This window comes from Pseudomonas sp. LPH60 (assembly GCF_030718165.1).
Classification (GTDB): domain Bacteria; phylum Pseudomonadota; class Gammaproteobacteria; order Pseudomonadales; family Pseudomonadaceae; genus Aquipseudomonas; species Aquipseudomonas danubii.
This window is the reverse complement of record NZ_JAVAJH010000008.1, coordinates 204,132-220,900: the sequence shown is the minus strand read 5'-3', so window position 1 is coordinate 220,900 and position 16,769 is coordinate 204,132. Positions and strand designations below refer to the sequence as shown.

General features: G+C 61.0%; 18 protein-coding genes. 13 read left to right on the top strand and 5 right to left on the bottom strand.

Features of this window, described 5'->3' with window-relative positions:
• Positions 1 to 10: 10 nt before the first annotated feature.
• The gene (locus Q8O96_RS26265; protein WP_102865343.1) at positions 11 to 697 is read right to left on the bottom strand and encodes a DNA-3-methyladenine glycosylase; all 687 of its coding nucleotides are present in this window, start codon (positions 695 to 697) and stop codon (positions 11 to 13) included.
• Between the two features lie 175 nt (positions 698 to 872).
• Between Q8O96_RS26265 and Q8O96_RS26260 the strand changes: the two genes are divergently transcribed.
• From Q8O96_RS26260 to Q8O96_RS26200, 13 genes are all read left to right on the top strand, one after another.
• Positions 873 to 2,138: a glutamate-5-semialdehyde dehydrogenase gene (locus Q8O96_RS26260; protein ID WP_102865344.1), complete on the top strand. Its 1,266-nt coding sequence runs from the start codon at positions 873 to 875 to the stop codon at positions 2,136 to 2,138.
• Positions 2,138 to 2,782, top strand: coding sequence for a nicotinate-nucleotide adenylyltransferase (nadD, locus tag Q8O96_RS26255; RefSeq protein ID WP_102865345.1), 645 nt, complete (start codon positions 2,138 to 2,140; stop codon positions 2,780 to 2,782). The genes Q8O96_RS26260 and nadD overlap by 1 nt, the downstream gene beginning before the upstream one ends.
• A 60-nt stretch (positions 2,783 to 2,842) precedes the next feature.
• The gene (gene rsfS / locus Q8O96_RS26250) at positions 2,843 to 3,265 is read left to right on the top strand and encodes a ribosome silencing factor (RefSeq protein WP_015637171.1); all 423 of its coding nucleotides are present in this window, start codon (positions 2,843 to 2,845) and stop codon (positions 3,263 to 3,265) included.
• Positions 3,266 to 3,274: 9 nt separating this feature from the next.
• On the top strand, positions 3,275 to 3,742 hold the full coding sequence (gene rlmH / locus Q8O96_RS26245) for a 23S rRNA (pseudouridine(1915)-N(3))-methyltransferase RlmH (RefSeq protein ID WP_011063671.1): 468 nt from the start codon (positions 3,275 to 3,277) through the stop codon (positions 3,740 to 3,742).
• Positions 3,743 to 3,754: 12 nt separating this feature from the next.
• A complete protein-coding gene (mrdA, locus tag Q8O96_RS26240; RefSeq protein ID WP_102865346.1) occupies positions 3,755 to 5,650 on the top strand; it encodes a penicillin-binding protein 2 in 1,896 nt (631 codons plus the stop codon).
• Positions 5,651 to 5,681: 31 nt separating this feature from the next.
• A complete protein-coding gene (gene rodA, locus Q8O96_RS26235; protein ID WP_102865347.1) occupies positions 5,682 to 6,785 on the top strand; it encodes a rod shape-determining protein RodA in 1,104 nt (367 codons plus the stop codon).
• A 5-nt stretch (positions 6,786 to 6,790) separates the two neighbouring features.
• On the top strand, positions 6,791 to 7,813 hold the full coding sequence (gene mltB, locus Q8O96_RS26230) for a lytic murein transglycosylase B (protein WP_371826211.1): 1,023 nt from the start codon (positions 6,791 to 6,793) through the stop codon (positions 7,811 to 7,813).
• On the top strand, positions 7,813 to 8,814 hold the full coding sequence (locus Q8O96_RS26225; RefSeq protein WP_102865349.1) for a septal ring lytic transglycosylase RlpA family protein: 1,002 nt from the start codon (positions 7,813 to 7,815) through the stop codon (positions 8,812 to 8,814). Before mltB ends, Q8O96_RS26225 begins: the two co-directional genes overlap by 1 nt.
• 177 nt (positions 8,815 to 8,991) lie before the next feature.
• Positions 8,992 to 10,149, top strand: a complete 1,158-nt coding sequence (locus tag Q8O96_RS26220) for a D-alanyl-D-alanine carboxypeptidase family protein (protein WP_305949717.1) — start codon at positions 8,992 to 8,994, stop codon at positions 10,147 to 10,149.
• A gap of 80 nt (positions 10,150 to 10,229) precedes the next feature.
• Positions 10,230 to 10,505, top strand: coding sequence for a DUF493 domain-containing protein (locus Q8O96_RS26215; RefSeq protein ID WP_011063665.1), 276 nt, complete (start codon positions 10,230 to 10,232; stop codon positions 10,503 to 10,505).
• Positions 10,505 to 11,152, top strand: a complete 648-nt coding sequence (lipB, locus tag Q8O96_RS26210) for a lipoyl(octanoyl) transferase LipB (RefSeq protein ID WP_102865351.1) — start codon at positions 10,505 to 10,507, stop codon at positions 11,150 to 11,152. Before Q8O96_RS26215 ends, lipB begins: the two co-directional genes overlap by 1 nt.
• Before the next feature lies 1 nt (position 11,153).
• The gene (gene lipA / locus Q8O96_RS26205; RefSeq protein ID WP_102865352.1) at positions 11,154 to 12,176 is read left to right on the top strand and encodes a lipoyl synthase; all 1,023 of its coding nucleotides are present in this window, start codon (positions 11,154 to 11,156) and stop codon (positions 12,174 to 12,176) included.
• Positions 12,177 to 12,338: 162 nt separating this feature from the next.
• Positions 12,339 to 13,286, top strand: coding sequence for an LD-carboxypeptidase (locus tag Q8O96_RS26200; protein ID WP_305949716.1), 948 nt, complete (start codon positions 12,339 to 12,341; stop codon positions 13,284 to 13,286).
• 43 nt (positions 13,287 to 13,329) lie between these two features.
• Here the strand turns inward: Q8O96_RS26200 and Q8O96_RS26195 are convergent, their stop codons facing one another.
• From Q8O96_RS26195 to lptE, 4 genes are all read right to left on the bottom strand, one after another.
• The gene (locus Q8O96_RS26195) at positions 13,330 to 14,652 is read right to left on the bottom strand and encodes a lytic murein transglycosylase (protein ID WP_207166615.1); all 1,323 of its coding nucleotides are present in this window, start codon (positions 14,650 to 14,652) and stop codon (positions 13,330 to 13,332) included.
• Positions 14,653 to 14,715: 63 nt separating this feature from the next.
• Entirely contained in the window at positions 14,716 to 14,877 is a 162-nt protein-coding gene (gene arfA, locus Q8O96_RS26190; RefSeq protein WP_007927093.1) for an alternative ribosome rescue factor ArfA, read from the bottom strand.
• Positions 14,878 to 15,033: 156 nt separating this feature from the next.
• A complete protein-coding gene (gene holA, locus Q8O96_RS26185) occupies positions 15,034 to 16,071 on the bottom strand; it encodes a DNA polymerase III subunit delta (protein ID WP_305949715.1) in 1,038 nt (345 codons plus the stop codon).
• 39 nt (positions 16,072 to 16,110) lie between these two features.
• Entirely contained in the window at positions 16,111 to 16,716 is a 606-nt protein-coding gene (lptE, locus tag Q8O96_RS26180; RefSeq protein ID WP_102865356.1) for an LPS assembly lipoprotein LptE, read from the bottom strand.
• Positions 16,717 to 16,769: the final 53 nt, after the last annotated feature.

Genomic DNA, 16,769 nt, shown 5'->3' with positions numbered 1-16,769 from the left:
GTTGCGCTAATCAGTCGAGGATCAGGTAGTCGCGACCTTCGACTTGGCCACGGCGCAGCGGGTTCCGTGTGCAGTAGGGCGCATAGGCGGCATCGACGAAGCGGTACATCAGGTGTTCGTCACGACCGCGGGGGATACCCAGGCGGGTGGTCTGGATGATGTGCGGCACTGCGCTGCCGACGTCCTCGACGAAAAGGGTTTCGTGATCGAAGCGCTTTGCATCCCAGATTGGGACTTTCAAACCCATGGCCTTGCACAGCAGGGTCTGGCCGGCGCAGAGCTTTTGCGAGGGGCGCGGGCGGCCACTGGCGTCCGGGTTGTTCAGTAGCATCTGCGCCAGGCTGGCCGGGCCGGAGACGGTGTCAACCCAGGGATAGGCGGACTTGATCAGTACCGCATTGCCGGGCCCCTGGGCGCTGAAGTTCAACGAGTCGCCACCGCGTGCGTAATACATATAGATGTGGCCGCCATCGAGAAACAAAGCCTTACGCTTTTCTGTGTAGCCGAGGGAGGCGTGGCTGCCTTTTTCCTCGCAGTAATAGGCTTCGGTTTCGATAATGCGCGCGGATAACCACAGCTCGCCGACTTTATGGCGAATGACTTTGCCCAGCAGTTCACGGGCCAAAAGCTCGGCGTCACGGTCGAAAAAGCCGTCAGGCAAGGCTTTGGGCGGGTTCGCAGAGGTCAGGATGGACATGGTGGCGAGGGTTATGGCGGAAAAAGTGACGTAATGGTAACAACTCCAGGCTTAATTCAGGCTGAACTGCGGGTATTTACACTCCATTTCGACCATCCGCCCGTGACCGCTGTCCGTGAACGGGCGCGACAGCTATAATCAGCCGCTTTCCTCTTTGCCAAGACCACACCAGACCATGACTGAGTCCGTTCTTGACTACATGACCCGTTTGGGTCGCGCTGCCCGCCAAGCTTCCCGGGTGATCGCCCGTGCCACCACTGCGCAGAAGAACCGTGCGCTGTTGGCGGCTGCCGATGCCTTGGACGCTGCGCGACCGGAGCTGACCGCAGCCAACGAGCAGGACCTGGCCAACGGCCGGGCCAATGGTCTGGAACCGGCTCTGCTGGATCGTCTGGCGCTGACTCCGGCGCGTATCGATGAAATGATCGAAGGCCTGCGTCAGGTGGCCAAGCTGCCTGACCCCATCGGTGAAATCCGCGACATGCGCTACCTGCCTTCGGGCATCCAGGTGGGCAAGATGCGTGTGCCCCTGGGAGTGATCGGCATCATCTACGAGTCCCGTCCGAACGTGACCATCGATGCTGCCAGCCTGTGCCTGAAGTCCGGCAACGCCACCATCCTGCGGGGTGGTTCCGAGGCCATTCATTCCAACCGTGCCATTGCCACCTGCATTCAGCAGGGATTGGCGGCTGCCGATCTGCCGCCTCACGTGGTGCAAGTGGTGGAAACCACTGATCGCGCCGCGGTGGGTGCGTTGATCACCATGCCCGAGTTTGTCGACGTAATTGTGCCTCGTGGCGGCAAGAGCCTGATCGAGCGGGTCAGCCGCGATGCCAAAGTGCCGGTGATCAAGCACCTGGACGGCGTCTGCCACGTGTATATCGATGTGGCGGCGGACCTGGACAAGGCGATTCGTATTGCCGATAACGCCAAGACCCAGCGCTACGCGCCGTGCAACACCATGGAAACCCTGCTGGTTCACGCCGCCATTGCCGAGCGCGTATTGCCGCCATTGGCTGCGATCTATCGCGACAAGGGCGTCGAGTTGCGTGGCTGCGAGCAAACCCGAGGAATTCTTGGCGCCGATGTGCTGCAAGCGACCGAAGAAGACTGGCGCACCGAGTACACCGCGCCGATCCTCTCGATCCGGGTGCTGGACAACCTGGAGCAGGCCATCGAACACATCAACACTTACGGCTCGCACCATACTGACTCCATCGTCACCGAGAACTTCAGTGACGCTCGGCGCTTCCTCAATGAAGTGGACTCCAGTTCGGTCATGGTCAATGCCTCTACGCGCTTTGCCGACGGTTTCGAATATGGCCTGGGCGCTGAGATCGGCATTTCTACCGACAAGCTGCACGCCCGTGGCCCGGTGGGCCTGGAAGGCTTGACCAGCGAGAAGTATGTGGTTTTCGGCGACGGTCACGTGCGCACTTGATGGGCAAACGTATCGGTCTGCTGGGCGGCACCTTCGATCCAGTGCATATCGGCCACTTGCGTGGTGCGCTGGAGGTGGCTGAATCCATGCAACTCGATGAGCTGCGCCTGACACCCAGTGCCAGGCCGCCGCATCGGGATACACCGCAGGTGTCGGCGCTCGATCGTCTGGCGATGGTCGAATATGCGGTGGCGGGCGTTTCACCCCTGGTGGTGGACGACCGTGAGCTGAAACGGGACAAGCCGTCCTACACCATCGACACCCTGGAGCAGATGCGGGCCGAGTTGGCCGCGGATGACCAGTTGTTTCTGTTACTGGGCTGGGACGCGTTTTGCGGCCTGCCCACCTGGCATCGTTGGGAAGAATTACTCCAGCATTGCCACATCCTGGTGCTGCAACGCCCGGATGCCGACAGCGAGCCACCGGATGCCTTGCGCAACCTGTTGGCGGCGCGCTCGGTGAGCGACCCACTGGCCCTGCAAGGGCCGGGGGGACACATTGCATTCGTCTGGCAGACGCCGCTTGCGGTGTCCGCCACCCAGATCCGTCAACTGCTGGCCAGCGGTAAGTCGGTACGTTTCCTGGTGCCTGACGCGGTCCTGGCCTATATCGATGCTCACGGACTTTACCGTGCGCCGAACTGAAGGAACGCTGCCGGCCTGTGCTGAGCGGCGCTCCAAACATACGAGCTGAACGAGTTTTATATGACTAACCAAGTAATGAAAGGCGAAGATCTGGTCAAGGTGGCTGTTGCCGCGCTGGAAGACGTCAAGGCCCAGGATGTCCTGGTGATCGATGTTCGCGACAAGCAAAGCATCACTGACTACATGATCATCGCCACCGGTACCTCCAATCGCCAGATCGGCGCGATGCTGGAAAAGGTCCGCGAGATGGTCAAGGCCCAGGGCGTGCGTCCGCTGGGTGAAGAAGGCAAGGGCGACAGCGACTGGGTGCTGCTGGACCTGGACGATGTGATCGTGCACATGATGACTGCCTCGGCTCGTCAGTTCTATGACCTGGAGCGTCTGTGGCAGGGCGCCGAGCAGAGCCGCGCGGCCGATGGCAAGCACCACAGCCCGGAGCATGGCCACGAGCACTTCACCAAGCTCAACAAAGACCAGCAATAAGGGACAGCTGTGCGCCTGCGTCTGATCGCTGTTGGTTCACGCATGCCCAAGTGGGTGGAAGAGGGTTGGCACGAGTATGCCAAGCGTCTGCCCTCCGAGCTGGCGCTGGAACTGGTGGAAATTCCGCTCAATACCCGGGGCAAGAACGCCGACGTGGCTCGCTTTATCCGTCAGGAAGGCGAAGCCATGCTGGCCAAGGTCGGGCATAACGAGCGCATCGTCACCCTCGAGGTGCACGGCAAACCCTGGAGCACCGAGCAGTTGGCGGTGGAACTGGATCGTTGGCGTCTCGATTCGCGCACCGTGAATTTCATGGTCGGCGGCCCGGAAGGGCTGGCGCCGGAAGTCTGTGCGCGAGCGGATCAGCGTTGGTCGCTGTCGCCGCTGACCTTGCCGCACCCGCTGGTGCGGATTCTCATCGGTGAACAGCTGTATCGCGCCTGGACCGTGTTGTCCGGGCACCCTTACCACAAGTAGCCCGCGCCCCTAATGTCCCAGCCGATCCGCATCAAGGACCACGAAAAAGACGCCCGTCTGGTGCGTAGCCGGGTCGTGTTCGGCGCCATTATGGTGGTCTGCCTGATTGGCGTGCTGATTGCCCGGCTGTATTACCTGCAGGTGATTCAGTACGACTATCACTCCACGCTGTCGGAGAACAATCGGGTGCATGTGCAGCCGATTCCCCCGACTCGCGGACTGATTTTCGACCGCAATGGCGTGGTAGTTGCTGATAACCGGCCCAGTTTCAGCCTGAGCATGACCCGCGAACGTTCCGGCAACTGGCAGCAGGTCCTCGATGTGATTGTCGAGGTGCTGGAACTGACCCCGGAAGACCGGGTGCTGTTCGAAAAGCGCATGAAACAGGGGCGGCGCCCTTTCGAACCGGTGCCGATCCTGTTCGAGTTGACGGAAGAGCAGATAGCCCGCATTGCGGTGAACCAGTTCCGTCTGCCCGGGGTGGAAGTGGTTGCGCAACTGGTCCGGCACTACCCGCAGGGCGCACACTTTGCGCACTCCGTGGGCTATATGGGGCGGATCAACGAGAAAGAGCTGAAGTCCCTGGACCCGGTGAACTACAGCGGCACCCACCATATCGGCAAGACTGGCATCGAACGTTTCTACGAGCCGGAATTGCATGGCCAGGTGGGTTACGAGGAAGTTGAAACCAACGCCCGTGGCCGAGTGCTGCGGGTGCTCAAGCGCACCGACCCGATTCCCGGCAAGGACATTGTCCTGAGCCTGGATATCAAGTTGCAGGAGGCCGCGGAGCTGGCTCTGGGCGGCCGCCGCGGTGCGGTGGTGGCGCTGGACCCGAGCACCGGGGAAGTTCTGGCGATGGTCAGCCAGCCAAGTTTCGATCCGAACCTGTTCGTCACCGGTATCAGCTTCAAGGCTTATGCCGAATTGCGTGATTCCATTGATCGGCCGCTGTTCAACCGGGTGCTGCGCGGTCTGTATCCACCGGGTTCGACCATCAAGCCGGCGGTGGCGATTGCCGGGCTGGATGCCGGGGTGGTGACGGCCTCGTCCCGCGTCTACGACCCGGGCTACTACCAACTGCCCAACTACGATCACAAGTACCGCAACTGGAACCGAAGCGGTGACGGTTATGTCGACCTGGACACCGCGATCATGCGGTCCAACGACACCTATTTCTATGACCTGGCCCACAAGCTGGGGATCGATCGGCTCTCGGCCTACATGACCAAGTTCGGCATCGGCCAGAAGGTCTCCCTGGACATGTTCGAGGAATCCCCGGGGCTGATGCCGACCCGCGAGTGGAAGCGCGCCACCCGGCGTCAGGCCTGGTTCCCGGGAGAAACCCTGATTCTCGGGATCGGCCAGGGCTACATGCAGTCGACGCCGTTGCAACTGGCCCAGGCGACCGCTCTGGTTGCCAGCAAGGGCAAGTGGAACCGACCGCACCTGGCCAAGAGCATCGAAGGCGAGAAGCCGGTGGATCACAACCCGATGCCGGACATCGTCCTGCGCGACCCGTCGGACTGGATGAGGGTCAATCACGGCATGCAGCAGGTGATGCACGGCGCCCGCGGCACTGCGCGCAAGGCTGCGGTTGGTTCGCAGTACCGGATTGCCGGCAAGAGTGGTACCGCCCAGGTGGTGGCGATCAAGCAGGGCGAGAAATACGACCGCTCCAAGGTTCAGGAGCGCCATCGCGACCACGCCCTGTTTGTCGGCTTCGCCCCGGCGGAAAACCCCAAGATCGTAGTTTCGGTCATGGTCGAGAACGGCGAGTCGGGCTCCGGCGTTGCGGCTCCCGTGGTGCGCCAGGTGATGGATGCCTGGCTTCTCGGCCAGGACGGCCAGCTCAAGCCTGAGTTCGCCAGCCCTATCAGCGCGGAGGCTACGGCCCGTGAAGAGTAATTTTGACCGCATCCTCTCCAGTGAGGATGTGATGCGCCGTCGTGCGACGCTGTTGCAGCGCCTGCATATCGATGGCCCCTTGCTGGTGTTGCTGTTGACGCTGGCCGCCGGCAGCCTGTTCGTGCTGTATTCCGCCAGTGGCAAGAGCTGGGATCTGCTGGCCAAGCAGGCCACGTCCTTCGGCATCGGCTTGGTGTCGATGATTGTCATCGCCCAGTTCGAGCCACGTTTCATGGCGCGCTGGGTGCCTCTGGGCTATGTGTTCGGCGTGGTGTTGCTGGTGGTGGTGGACGTCATGGGCCACAACGCCATGGGCGCGACCCGCTGGATCAACATTCCCGGGGTGATCCGCTTCCAGCCGTCGGAGTTCATGAAGATCATCATGCCGGCGACCATCGCCTGGTACCTGTCCAAGCGCACCTTGCCGCCCCATCTCAAGCATGTGGGGATCAGCCTGATACTGATCGGCATTCCGTTCATCCTGATCGTGCGTCAGCCGGACCTGGGCACCGCCCTGCTGATCCTGGCCGGTGGCGCCTTCGTGCTGTTCATGGGTGGGCTGCGCTGGCGCTGGATTCTGAGTGTGCTGGCGGCCGCGGTGCCGGTGGCCATAGCCATGTGGTTCTTCATCATGCATGACTACCAGAAACAGCGAATCCTGACTTTTCTCGACCCCGAGAGCGACCCCCTGGGCACGGGCTGGAACATTATCCAGTCCAAGGCGGCCATCGGTTCCGGCGGGGTTTTCGGCAAGGGTTGGCTGCTGGGTACGCAGTCGCACCTGGACTTTTTGCCGGAGAGCCACACCGACTTCATTATTGCGGTCATGGGCGAGGAGTTCGGCCTGGTGGGCATTTGTGCGCTGCTGCTGATCTACCTGCTGTTGATCGGGCGCGGGTTGGTGATCACCGCTCAGGCGCAGACGCTGTTCGGCAAGTTGCTCGCAGGCAGCCTGACCATGACGTTTTTTGTTTACGTTTTCGTCAACATCGGTATGGTCAGTGGCTTGTTGCCGGTAGTGGGGGTTCCGTTGCCGTTCATTAGCTACGGAGGAACTTCGCTGGTGACGCTACTGTCAGCGTTTGGGGTTTTGATGTCGATCCATACCCATCGCAAGTGGATCGCGCAGGTTTGATTAAGGTGAAGAATTCAATGCAAGTAATGCGTGGCTGGGCTGCTCGGCATGCGCCGTGGGTCGGCCTGGTAAGCATCCTTGGTGCAGCGCAACCCGCGTTCGCCGGTGATTACGAAGGTTCGCCGCAAGTGGCCGAATTCGTTGGCGAAATGACCCGGGACTATGGTTTTGCCGGGGAACAGCTGATGGGGGTGTTCCGCGAGGCCGAGCGCAAGCAATCGATTCTTGACGCCATTTCGCGGCCGGCCGAGCGGGTCAAGCAGTGGAAAGAATACCGGCCGATGTTCATCACCGACGCGCGCATTGCCCGCGGTGTGGATTTCTGGCGTCAGCATGAGGCGGTTCTGGCTCGCGCCGAGCAGGAATATGGCGTACCGGCCCAGGTCATAGTGTCGATTATCGGCGTTGAGACCTTTTTTGGGCGTAATACCGGCAATTACCGGGTGATCGATGCGTTATCTACCCTGGGCTTCGATTATCCGCCCCGCGCCGAATTCTTCCGCAAGGAACTGCGCGAGTTCCTGCTGCTGGTCCGTGAAGAGCAACTTGATCCCTTGAGCCTCAAGGGCTCCTACGCGGGAGCCATGGGGCTGCCGCAGTTCATGCCGAGCAGTTTTCGCGCCTATGCGGTGGACTTCGACGGTGATGGCCACATCAATATCTGGACCAACCCGGACGATGCCATCGGCAGCGTTGCCAGCTACTTCAAGCGTCATGGCTGGGTGGCCGGCGAGCCGGTGGTGAGTCGCGCCGACGTGCGTGGCGATCGCGTGGACGAAGGCTTGACCACAGGGATAGAGCCGACCAAGACGGTCGGGGAGTTGCGGGCCTTGGGCTGGTCGAGTCATGATGCGCTGCGCGATGATCTGCCGGTCACCGCTTTCCGTCTGGAAGGTGACAGTGGCCCGGAATACTGGATGGGCCTGAAGAACTTTTACGCGATCACTCGCTATAACCGCAGCGTGATGTATGCCATGGCCGTACATCAGTTGTCTGAACAACTGGTCCAAGCACGGGGCGTCAAGTAATGCTGGCAATGCCAATCCGCAAACCCCTGAAGCTGGTGGCTTTTGCCGCGTTGTCCTTGTTGTTGGTCAGTTGCTCGACGAGCCGCTCGCCGCAGCACAAGTCCACGAGTGGCGTGCGCGCCATGCCGGGCCTGGACGTCAACCGTGCACACAAGGATGGCGCGCCCTGGTGGGACGTCGACGTCTCGCGCATTCCCGATGCGACCCCGACCCTGCACACCGGCCCGTACAAGGCCAACCCCTATACGGTGCTGGGCAAAACCTATTTCCCCATCCAGGAGTCCAAGAACTACGTGGCCTCCGGTACGGCGTCCTGGTACGGCACCAAGTTCCATGGTCAGAACACCGCCAATGGCGAGGTCTATGACCTGTACGGTATGAGTGCCGCACACAAGACCCTGCCGTTGCCCAGTTACGTGAAGGTCACCAACCTGGACAACAATCGCAGCGTGATCCTGCGGGTCAACGATCGTGGTCCGTTCTACTCCGACCGCATCATCGACCTGTCCTACGCGGCTGCAAAGAAGCTCGGTTATGCCGAGACCGGCACCGCTCGGGTCAAGGTCGAAGGCATTGATCCGCAGCAGTGGTGGGCCCAGCGTGGCCGTCCTGCGCCGTTGATGCTCAATGAGCCGCAAGTGGCGCAAAATAACGCGCCGGTGATCACGGCTTCGGCCGGTACTGTCGAGCAATGGACACCGCCGCCCCAGCAACACGCCGCAGCGGTAGTTCCCGTACAAGTTAAAAACACTCCTGCAGCCGCCTCAGGCCAGTATCTGCAGGTGGGGGCCTTCGCCAACCCGGACGCTGCGGAGCTGTTGAGGTCTAAATTGAGCAGCATGGTGAGCGCCCCGGTGTTCATCAGCTCGATCGTACGTAATCAGCAGACGCTGCATCGGGTACGCTTGGGGCCATTCGGCACGCCGGGTGAGGCTCAGCAAGCGCAGAACAGTGTGCGCTTGGCTAACCTTGGCCAGCCCAGTGTGGTGACTGCCGAGTAAGAAGATTGAGGGTCCGCTTGCGGTATTGGGGGGCGGACCCTGGTTGTTGGCTCGTCGAACAACAAAAGCCCGGCAAGGGTCAGTGAGTGAGCAACTGAACACGCGACAGCCCTTTAGAAGGCTGTCTGAAATAGTTTTGCCCTCGGGCAAGTTTCCATTAGCAACTTCGAGAGACGGATGAACATCACCACCTTTGCCAAACGCCTGTGCCTGCTTGTCCCGCTGATCATCACGCCCGCCGCCTGGGCGGTCGAAGCGATGCCGTCGCCACCGCAACTGGCCGCCAAATCCTATGTGCTCATGGACGCCAGCAGCGGTAACGTGCTGGTGGAGAACAATGGTGACCAGCGCCTGCCACCGGCCAGTCTGACCAAGCTGATGACCGCCTACATCGCGACCCTGGAAATCCGTCGCGGCCAGATCGGCGAGAACGATCCGGTAACCGTCAGCGAGAACGCCTGGCGTACCGGCGGGTCGCGGATGTTCATCAAGGTGGGTTCGCAAGTCACCGTCAGCGACTTGCTGCACGGCATCATCATTCAGTCGGGCAACGACGCCAGTGTTGCGGTTTCCGAGCACATTGCCGGCAGCGAAGACGCTTTTGCCGACATGATGAACAAGACGGCTGCCGATCTGGGCATGAGCAACAGCCACTTCATGAACCCGACCGGCCTGCCGAACCCTGAGCACTACTCGTCGGCCCATGATATGGCGGTGCTGGCTCGCGCGATCATCCATGAAGACCCTGCCCACTATGCGATCTACTCGCAGAAGGAGTTCTTCTGGAACGGCATCAAGCAACCTAACCGTAACCTGCTGCTGTGGCGCGACAAGACCGTCGATGGTCTGAAAACCGGCCACACCGATGAAGCCGGCTACTGCATGGTGTCTTCGGCAGTACGTGATGGCATGCGTCTGATCGCCGTGGTGTTCGGCACCAACAGCGAGCAGGCCCGCGCCGCCGAAACCCAGAAGCTGCTGACCTACGGTTTCCGCTTCTTCGAAACCCAGACCTTCTACCAGAAAGGCACCGAGCTGGCTCAGGCGCAGGTGTGGAAGGGCATCTCTCATCAGGTCAAGGCCGGTCTGGCTGAAGATCTGACCATGACCATGCCTAAAGGCCAGTTGAAAAAGCTCGCCGCCAGCATGACCATGAACCCGCAACTGGTTGCGCCGATCGCCAAGGGCGACGTGATTGGTAAAGTCGAAGTGAAACTGGACGACAAGGTAGTGCACAGCGCTGACCTGATCGCCCTGGAAGCGGTCGACGAAGGTGGTATCTTCCGCCGCATGTGGGATAGCATCCGTCTATTCTTCTACGGCTTGTTCAACTGATATTGTCGACCTGCATGGCCCCCGCTCCGAAGTGGAGCGGGGGCCATGTCCGTCGTCCGGCTTACGAGGCCGTTACTGCCATGACAGACACTGACGTTAAGTCGCACAAGATTGAATTTCCCGTCGATGACTACCCGATCAAGGTGATCGGTGACACGGTTGTCGGCTTCAAGGACACCGTGATCGAGATACTCGCCAAGTACGCCAAGCTGGACATCAAGTCCCTGGCCGAGCGTCAGAGCAGCAACGGCAAGTACACCACGGTACAACTGCACATCACCGCCACCGGTGAAGACCAACTGCGTGATATCAATAGTGCCCTGCGTGCTACCGGTGTCGTCCACATGGTGCTGTGATGCCACAGACGCTGGGCTTTCGTGAGCTTGGCCTGATGGCTTACGAGCCGGTCTGGCAGGCCATGCAGCGCTTTACCAATGAACGAGGCACCAGCGCCCCAGACGAAATCTGGCTGGTGCAGCATCCGCCGGTGTTTACCCAAGGCCAGGCGGGCAAGGCCGAGCATCTGCTGCTGCCGGGAGATATACCGGTGGTGCAGGCCGATCGCGGCGGACAGGTGACTTATCACGGTCCCGGCCAGTTGGTGGCCTACTTGCTGCTGGATGTGCGCAGGCTGGGATTCGGCGTGCGTGATCTGGTCAGTCGCATGGAGCAATGCCTGGTGGAGTTGTTGGCCAGCTACGGCGTGCCGGCGGCGGCCAAGCCCGATGCACCGGGTGTCTACGTCGAAGGGGCGAAAATCGCCTCCCTGGGCCTGCGTATCCGCCATGGATGTTCCTTTCATGGCCTGGCCTTGAACGTGGACATGGATTTGCAGCCGTTTCGACGGATTAACCCCTGTGGTTATGCCGGGTTGGCGATGACCCAGCTGAGCGACCATGCAGGGCCGATTGAATTTGCCGAGGTAAGTGCCCGGCTGCGTGCGCAGCTCGTCAAACACCTCGACTATGCTGAGCAGACGACCCTAACGGGCGGAATCGACTGATATGACTACTGCGCAAGACGCTGTTCAAACCCTGATCCCGACGGTGGATGTCTCCGAGCGGGCGCCACGTCCGAAAGTTGAAGCCGGCGTCAAATTGCGCGGTGCGGAGAAGGTTGCGCGCATTCCGGTGAAGATCATTCCGACCACCGAACTGCCGAAGAAACCGGACTGGATCCGGGTACGTATTCCGGTATCCCCGGAAGTCGACCGGATCAAGCAACTGCTGCGCAAGCACAAGTTGCACAGCGTCTGCGAAGAAGCATCCTGCCCGAACCTGGGCGAATGCTTCTCCGGCGGTACCGCAACCTTCATGATCATGGGCGACATCTGCACCCGTCGCTGCCCATTCTGTGACGTTGGCCACGGTCGTCCAAAACCTCTGGATGTCGACGAGCCGATGAACCTGGCAGTGGCCATCGCCGACCTGCGCCTGAAGTATGTGGTGATCACTTCGGTGGACCGCGACGACCTGCGTGACGGCGGTGCCCAGCACTTTGCCGACTGCATTCGCGAGATCCGCAAGCTGTCGCCGAACGTACAGTTGGAAACCCTGGTGCCCGACTACCGCGGTCGCATGGATGTAGCCCTGGAAATCACCGCTGCCACGCCACCGGATGTGTTCAACCACAACCTGGAAACCGTGCCGCGCCTGTACAAGGCTGCGCGTCCGGGCTCGGATTACCAGTGGTCGCTGACCTTGCTGCAGAAGTTCAAGCAACTAGTGCCCCATGTACCGACCAAGTCCGGCTTGATGCTGGGCCTGGGCGAAACCGACGACGAAGTCATCGAAGTCATGAAGCGCATGCGTGAGCACGACATCGATATGCTGACCCTTGGCCAGTACCTGCAGCCGTCCCGCAACCACTTGCCGGTTCAGCGTTTCGTGCATCCGGATACCTTCGCCTGGTTCGCCGAGGAAGGTTACAAGATGGGCTTCAAGAATGTCGCTTCGGGCCCGCTGGTACGTTCCTCGTATCACGCCGACGAACAAGCGAAACTGGCCAGAGAAGGCCTGGTTTCCTGATTTGCCTGCCCGCAAGGCTTGGGTCTTGCGGGCAGTTTCCCGGCTCTTTCGAGCACCTCTGCAGTCTCGGTTGTTTTTCGCCCACCCGGTCGCGTCATCCTCTTCTGTTTAACGAGATTCATGGCTACTGTGCTTGAGTGAATTCACACAGGGAGAATCTGCATGCCCATCCAACCGACTGCTGCCCTTCATGCTCACCTGCCGGTGCCGGCACTGGCTGCGGAAGGCGTCATCGGCCTTATTGCCCCCGCCGGTCCCGCAGTGCTGGATACCGAAAAAGCCTTTCAATGGATGCGTTCCCGTGGCTATACGCTGCGGATCTTTCCCGGCGTTGGCCAGCAGGAGGGATATCTGGCTGGCAGCGACGAGGTGCGCCTCGATGACTTGCACAGCGCCTTTGCCGATAGCCAAGTCGACGCCATTGTGTGCCTGCGCGGGGGCTATGGCAGTCCGCGTTTGCTGGACAAGATCGACTTTGAGTTGCTGCGGCGCAACCCCAAGCCCTTTGTCGGCTACAGCGATATCACCGCCCTGCACCTGGCGATCAACCGCTATGCCGGGTTTGTGAGTTTTCACGGACCCATGCTCAATGCCGACCTGCTGGGTGACAAGCAACCGCCAACCGAGGCGTCCTTTTTCAACCTGCTCCGGGGCCAGGTAAAGGCGGGCAGTCTGCTGTCTCATCCCGTGGCTTTCCCATTGACCACTGTGGAGCCGGGCATTGCGTTGGGTCCGCTGTTGGGGGGAAATCTGTCGATGATTGCCAGCACGCTGGGCACGCCTTACGAAATCAATACCGACGGCGTCATCCTGTTTATCGAGGACGTCAACGAGCCGTTGTACCGTATTGACCGCTTGCTCAATCACCTGCGGCTGGCCGGCAAACTGGACAACCTGCGGGGCGTCTTGGTGGGGGATGTGGCCGGTGTGGACTTCAGCGCATTGTGCCGCCTGCTCAAGCAGACCTTCGAGCCGCTGCGGATTCCGGTGCTGGCAGGATGGCGCAGTGGCCATTGTGACCCGAACCTGACTTTGCCCATGGGCGCTCTGGTCAGGCTGGACGCAGGGGTGAGGGAGTTGACCCTGGCACAGGACGTGGTGTTCAAGTAGGGCTGGCCCTGGCGAAGGGGGAAGCCCTTCGCCAGCTCCGGGCTTAGCGGTTGCGCAGGCTGTCCAGCAACTTGTGAGTAGGGTAGCCGTCTGCGGGCCAACCCAATGCTTGCTGGGCGCTACGAATGGCTTTGCGGGTGTTGGCTCCGATGATGCCGTCGGGGTTGCCGGCGTCATACTGGTTGGCGTTGAGCAGGCTCTGCAATTCGATGCGCTCGGAGCGGCTCAGGGGCAGGTCGTCCTTGGGCCAGTCGCCACTGATCAGGCCGGCGCCGCCGAAGCGTTCGGACAGCAGGTTGACTGCCAGGGCGTAGGACGATGAGTTGTTGTACCTGAGCACCGCTCGGAAGTTATCCAGGATCAGGAACGCCGGCCCCCGATAACCCGCAGGCAGCAGCAACGAAGCGGACAATTGCTCTGATCCGTAAGGCAACGCCTTGCCATTGGCGGTTGTCATCCCCAGGCGCATCCACTCGGCCACGGTCTTGCGGGTGGACGCATCGGCCAGGGCATAGTCGAAGCCGCTGTTGAGCTGGACTTCAACACCCCAGGGCTGGCCCTTTTGCCATCCTGAGCTTTGCAGATAGTGAGCGGTGGAGGCCAGGGCGTCGGCCGGGCTGTTCCAGATATCGCGCCGACCATCGCCGTCGAAGTCCACAGCGTGGGTGTTGTAGGTGGTTGGAATGAATTGGGTCTGGCCCATGGCCCCGGCCCAGGAACCCAGCATCTTCTCTGGCTGGATATCGCCGTGTTGAATGATCTGCAAGGCGGCAATCAGCTGGCTGTTGGCAAAGGCCGGGCGCCGTCCTTCATACGCCAGGGTTGCCAGGGAGCGAATCACCGACTTGTTGCCCTGGAAGTCACCGAAATTGCTCTCCATGCCCCAAACGGCCACCAAGGTCTGGCGATCAACCCCATAGCGCTGTTCGATCCGTTGCAGGATGTCGCTGTACTGGACCAGCAGTGCCTTGCCCTTGCGTACCCGTACCGGGGACAGCGCGCCATCCAGGTATTCCCAGACGGGGCGGGTGAATTCCGGTTGGCTGCGGTCGGCCTTGATCACGCTCATATCCGGGGTGATCCCGGCGAAGGCACGGTCGAATACATCGGCGCGAATCCCGGCGCCCAAGGCTTCGGCGCGGAATGCGTTCATCCATTCATCGAAGGTCTGAGTGGGCTGGATGTCCAGATTGTCGACGGCCAGTGGTGCGACGGTGGCAGGTGCGGCAAGGGGGGCTGCCTGGAGGTTGGGTAGCGGCTGGGCGTCGGCGGCAGTGGGTTTCTCCGCGCAGGCGACGAGTAGAACAAGGCTGGAGGCAGCGATCAGTTGGCGCATGTGCCAACGACGAGAAAGACAAAAGGGCATGCACAGGTCCAGAGAGAATAACAATCAGGTGCAGACCTTATCATGCCAACGGGGTTCAGGGCTTTAGGCGGCCAGAAAGTAAGAAGCCTCCCAGCTTTTAGACTGGAAGGCTTCGCGGCGGTAGCTGCCTTTGCCCTTGGCCGGGCGTTCCTGACGGCTGCGGAACAGTGGCTGGGCGATGATGGATTTGGCCTTGTTGGGGCCATGCTTGGATGGCTTGCTCATGGTGAGTGCTCGCTGTTTCAGGAATAGAAGTGTTGCGGCGCGAATCATCGGCCAGAGTGGAGTTGCTGTCTAGGGTCTGTTCCTGTTTGGTGACGAGCCGCGTTGCTGGGCCAAACGAGAACAGACCCTAGTGCAAGCAAAAGATAAGTAGCGCGATTATTCGGCAGGCAGGGCCAGGCGTTGGCCGGCCATCAGCAGCGACAGCCGGCTCAGGCTGCTCCAGGGCGAACCACTGGCTTGGCCCTTGATCTGGGCATCAATGCGCTGGGCATCCAGTAGAAATTGGCCCCAACGTTGCGCCGAATAGCGCTGCAAGGCTTTGCTCATCAGGGGTTTGCGCTTGTCCCAGACGGGAGGGCGAGCCTGACTGAACACCTTGTCCAGTGGTACACCCTGGCTGAATTGCAGTGCCAGGTTGGCCAGCAGTCGCAGTTCCCGGGACAGGGCCCAGAGAATGACCGGCGGTTCGACGCCTTCGCCCCTCAGTCCCTCAAGCATGCGCAAGGCATGGGCGGCCTCGCCGTTGAGAATCGCATCCACCAGCCCAAACACGTCGAAGCGAGCGCTATCGGCCACGGCGGCCTGTACCGTTTCGACGGTGATCTGCCCGCCTTCGGCCATCAGCTTGAGCTTTTCGATTTCCTGTGCGGCCGCCAGCAGGTTGCCTTCTACCCGGGCGGCGATCAGCTCCACGGCGTCCTGGCTGGCGGACAGGCCGGCCTGTGACAGGCGCTGGCGAATCCACTGTGGAAGCTGGTTGGCGTCCACCGGCCAGATCTGCACGAACTGAGTCTGGGCACCTTCGACCAGGGCCTTGCCCCACTTGGTCTTCTGTGCGCTGCCGTCGAGCTTGGGCAGGCTGATCAACAGCACCGTGTCTTCGGCCGGACGCGAACAGTATTCGATCAGTGCTGCTGCACCCTTGTCCCCAGGCTTGCCCGAAGGCAGGCGCAACTCCAGCAGGCGCTTTTCTGCGAACAGCGACATGCTGGCCCCCGCTTGCAGCAGGGTGCCCCAGTCGAAGCTGGCATCGGCGCTGAAGACCTGGCGCTCGTCGAATCCCTGCTGGCGCACGGCAGAGCGAATGGCGTCGGCGGCTTCCTGGCACAGCAGGGGATCGTCGCCGCTGATCACGTAGACCGGCGCTAGTGTGCCTTGCAGGTGTTTGCCGAGTTGGGCGGGGGCGAGTTTCATAGGCGGGGGCCAGAGGGGCGCCTGAGCGCCCCGCAAGGCTTACTGGTTCGGCAGTTCCAAGGGAGACTGTTGCGGAGTTTCCGCCTCAGCCTTGCGTGCGGCTTCCAGGGCCTCGGCTTCTGCCTTGGCTTTGGCCTCGGCGGTAGCCTGCAACTGAGCAAGCTGTTCCGGGGTCAGCAGTTGCAGGCGGATCAGCATGCGCTGGATCAGGTCGCGACGCATTTCTTTGCGGGTTTCCGACGATTCCTGATCCGAACCGGTGATGTTGTTGCCGTCGTGCAGGAAGACTTTCTGCACTTCCAGCTTGTCGTTGAGCAGGTGCAGGTTGTCGTGAGTCAGGATCTCGTACCTGAGGGTTGTGCTGATCTCGTATTCGGCCGAGCTGCCACCGCCGGTGTAGCTGAGCGTGCGCTGGGAGTTTTCCTCATTCAGCAGCACCAGCTTGTAGGGCGCGCCGGCATGGACCCGTACGCCACTGTTTTCCAGTTGCTGCTGGAGCATTTTCACGGTGGTGCCGTAGGCGTCCCGAGCACTCAGGTCGAGCTCCTTGATGGTCAGCTCCTGGGTTCCCGTGCCGCGCAACTGGAAGCCACAGGCGCTCAGCAGAACAGCCAGGCCCATCACCAGCAGGTTACGTTTGATCATGTATTGCTCCCCTTGAAACCATATGGGCCAACCTTGTGGCCCTGAAGGTTTTG

What these genes read in the sequence shown, in the direction of transcription:
- Q8O96_RS26215 (WP_011063665.1), top strand. Translation starts at nt 10,230, where the DNA reads ATGACAGACACTGACGTTAAGTCGCACAAGATTGAATTTCCCGTCGAT.
- Q8O96_RS26260 (WP_102865344.1), top strand. Translation starts at nt 873, where the DNA reads ATGACTGAGTCCGTTCTTGACTACATGACCCGTTTGGGTCGCGCTGCC.
- Q8O96_RS26200 (WP_305949716.1), top strand. Translation starts at nt 12,339, where the DNA reads ATGCCCATCCAACCGACTGCTGCCCTTCATGCTCACCTGCCGGTGCCG.
- rodA (WP_102865347.1), top strand. Translation starts at nt 5,682, where the DNA reads ATGCGCCGTCGTGCGACGCTGTTGCAGCGCCTGCATATCGATGGCCCC.
- nadD (WP_102865345.1), top strand. Translation starts at nt 2,138, where the DNA reads ATGGGCAAACGTATCGGTCTGCTGGGCGGCACCTTCGATCCAGTGCAT.
- lptE (WP_102865356.1), bottom strand. Translation starts at nt 16,716, where the DNA reads ATGATCAAACGTAACCTGCTGGTGATGGGCCTGGCTGTTCTGCTGAGC.
- Q8O96_RS26195 (WP_207166615.1), bottom strand. Translation starts at nt 14,652, where the DNA reads ATGCCCTTTTGTCTTTCTCGTCGTTGGCACATGCGCCAACTGATCGCT.
- arfA (WP_007927093.1), bottom strand. Translation starts at nt 14,877, where the DNA reads ATGAGCAAGCCATCCAAGCATGGCCCCAACAAGGCCAAATCCATCATC.
- Q8O96_RS26265 (WP_102865343.1), bottom strand. Translation starts at nt 697, where the DNA reads ATGTCCATCCTGACCTCTGCGAACCCGCCCAAAGCCTTGCCTGACGGC.
- rsfS (WP_015637171.1), top strand. Translation starts at nt 2,843, where the DNA reads ATGACTAACCAAGTAATGAAAGGCGAAGATCTGGTCAAGGTGGCTGTT.
- Q8O96_RS26225 (WP_102865349.1), top strand. Translation starts at nt 7,813, where the DNA reads ATGCTGGCAATGCCAATCCGCAAACCCCTGAAGCTGGTGGCTTTTGCC.
- holA (WP_305949715.1), bottom strand. Translation starts at nt 16,071, where the DNA reads ATGAAACTCGCCCCCGCCCAACTCGGCAAACACCTGCAAGGCACACTA.
- lipA (WP_102865352.1), top strand. Translation starts at nt 11,154, where the DNA reads ATGACTACTGCGCAAGACGCTGTTCAAACCCTGATCCCGACGGTGGAT.
- Q8O96_RS26220 (WP_305949717.1), top strand. Translation starts at nt 8,992, where the DNA reads ATGAACATCACCACCTTTGCCAAACGCCTGTGCCTGCTTGTCCCGCTG.
- lipB (WP_102865351.1), top strand. Translation starts at nt 10,505, where the DNA reads ATGCCACAGACGCTGGGCTTTCGTGAGCTTGGCCTGATGGCTTACGAG.
- mrdA (WP_102865346.1), top strand. Translation starts at nt 3,755, where the DNA reads ATGTCCCAGCCGATCCGCATCAAGGACCACGAAAAAGACGCCCGTCTG.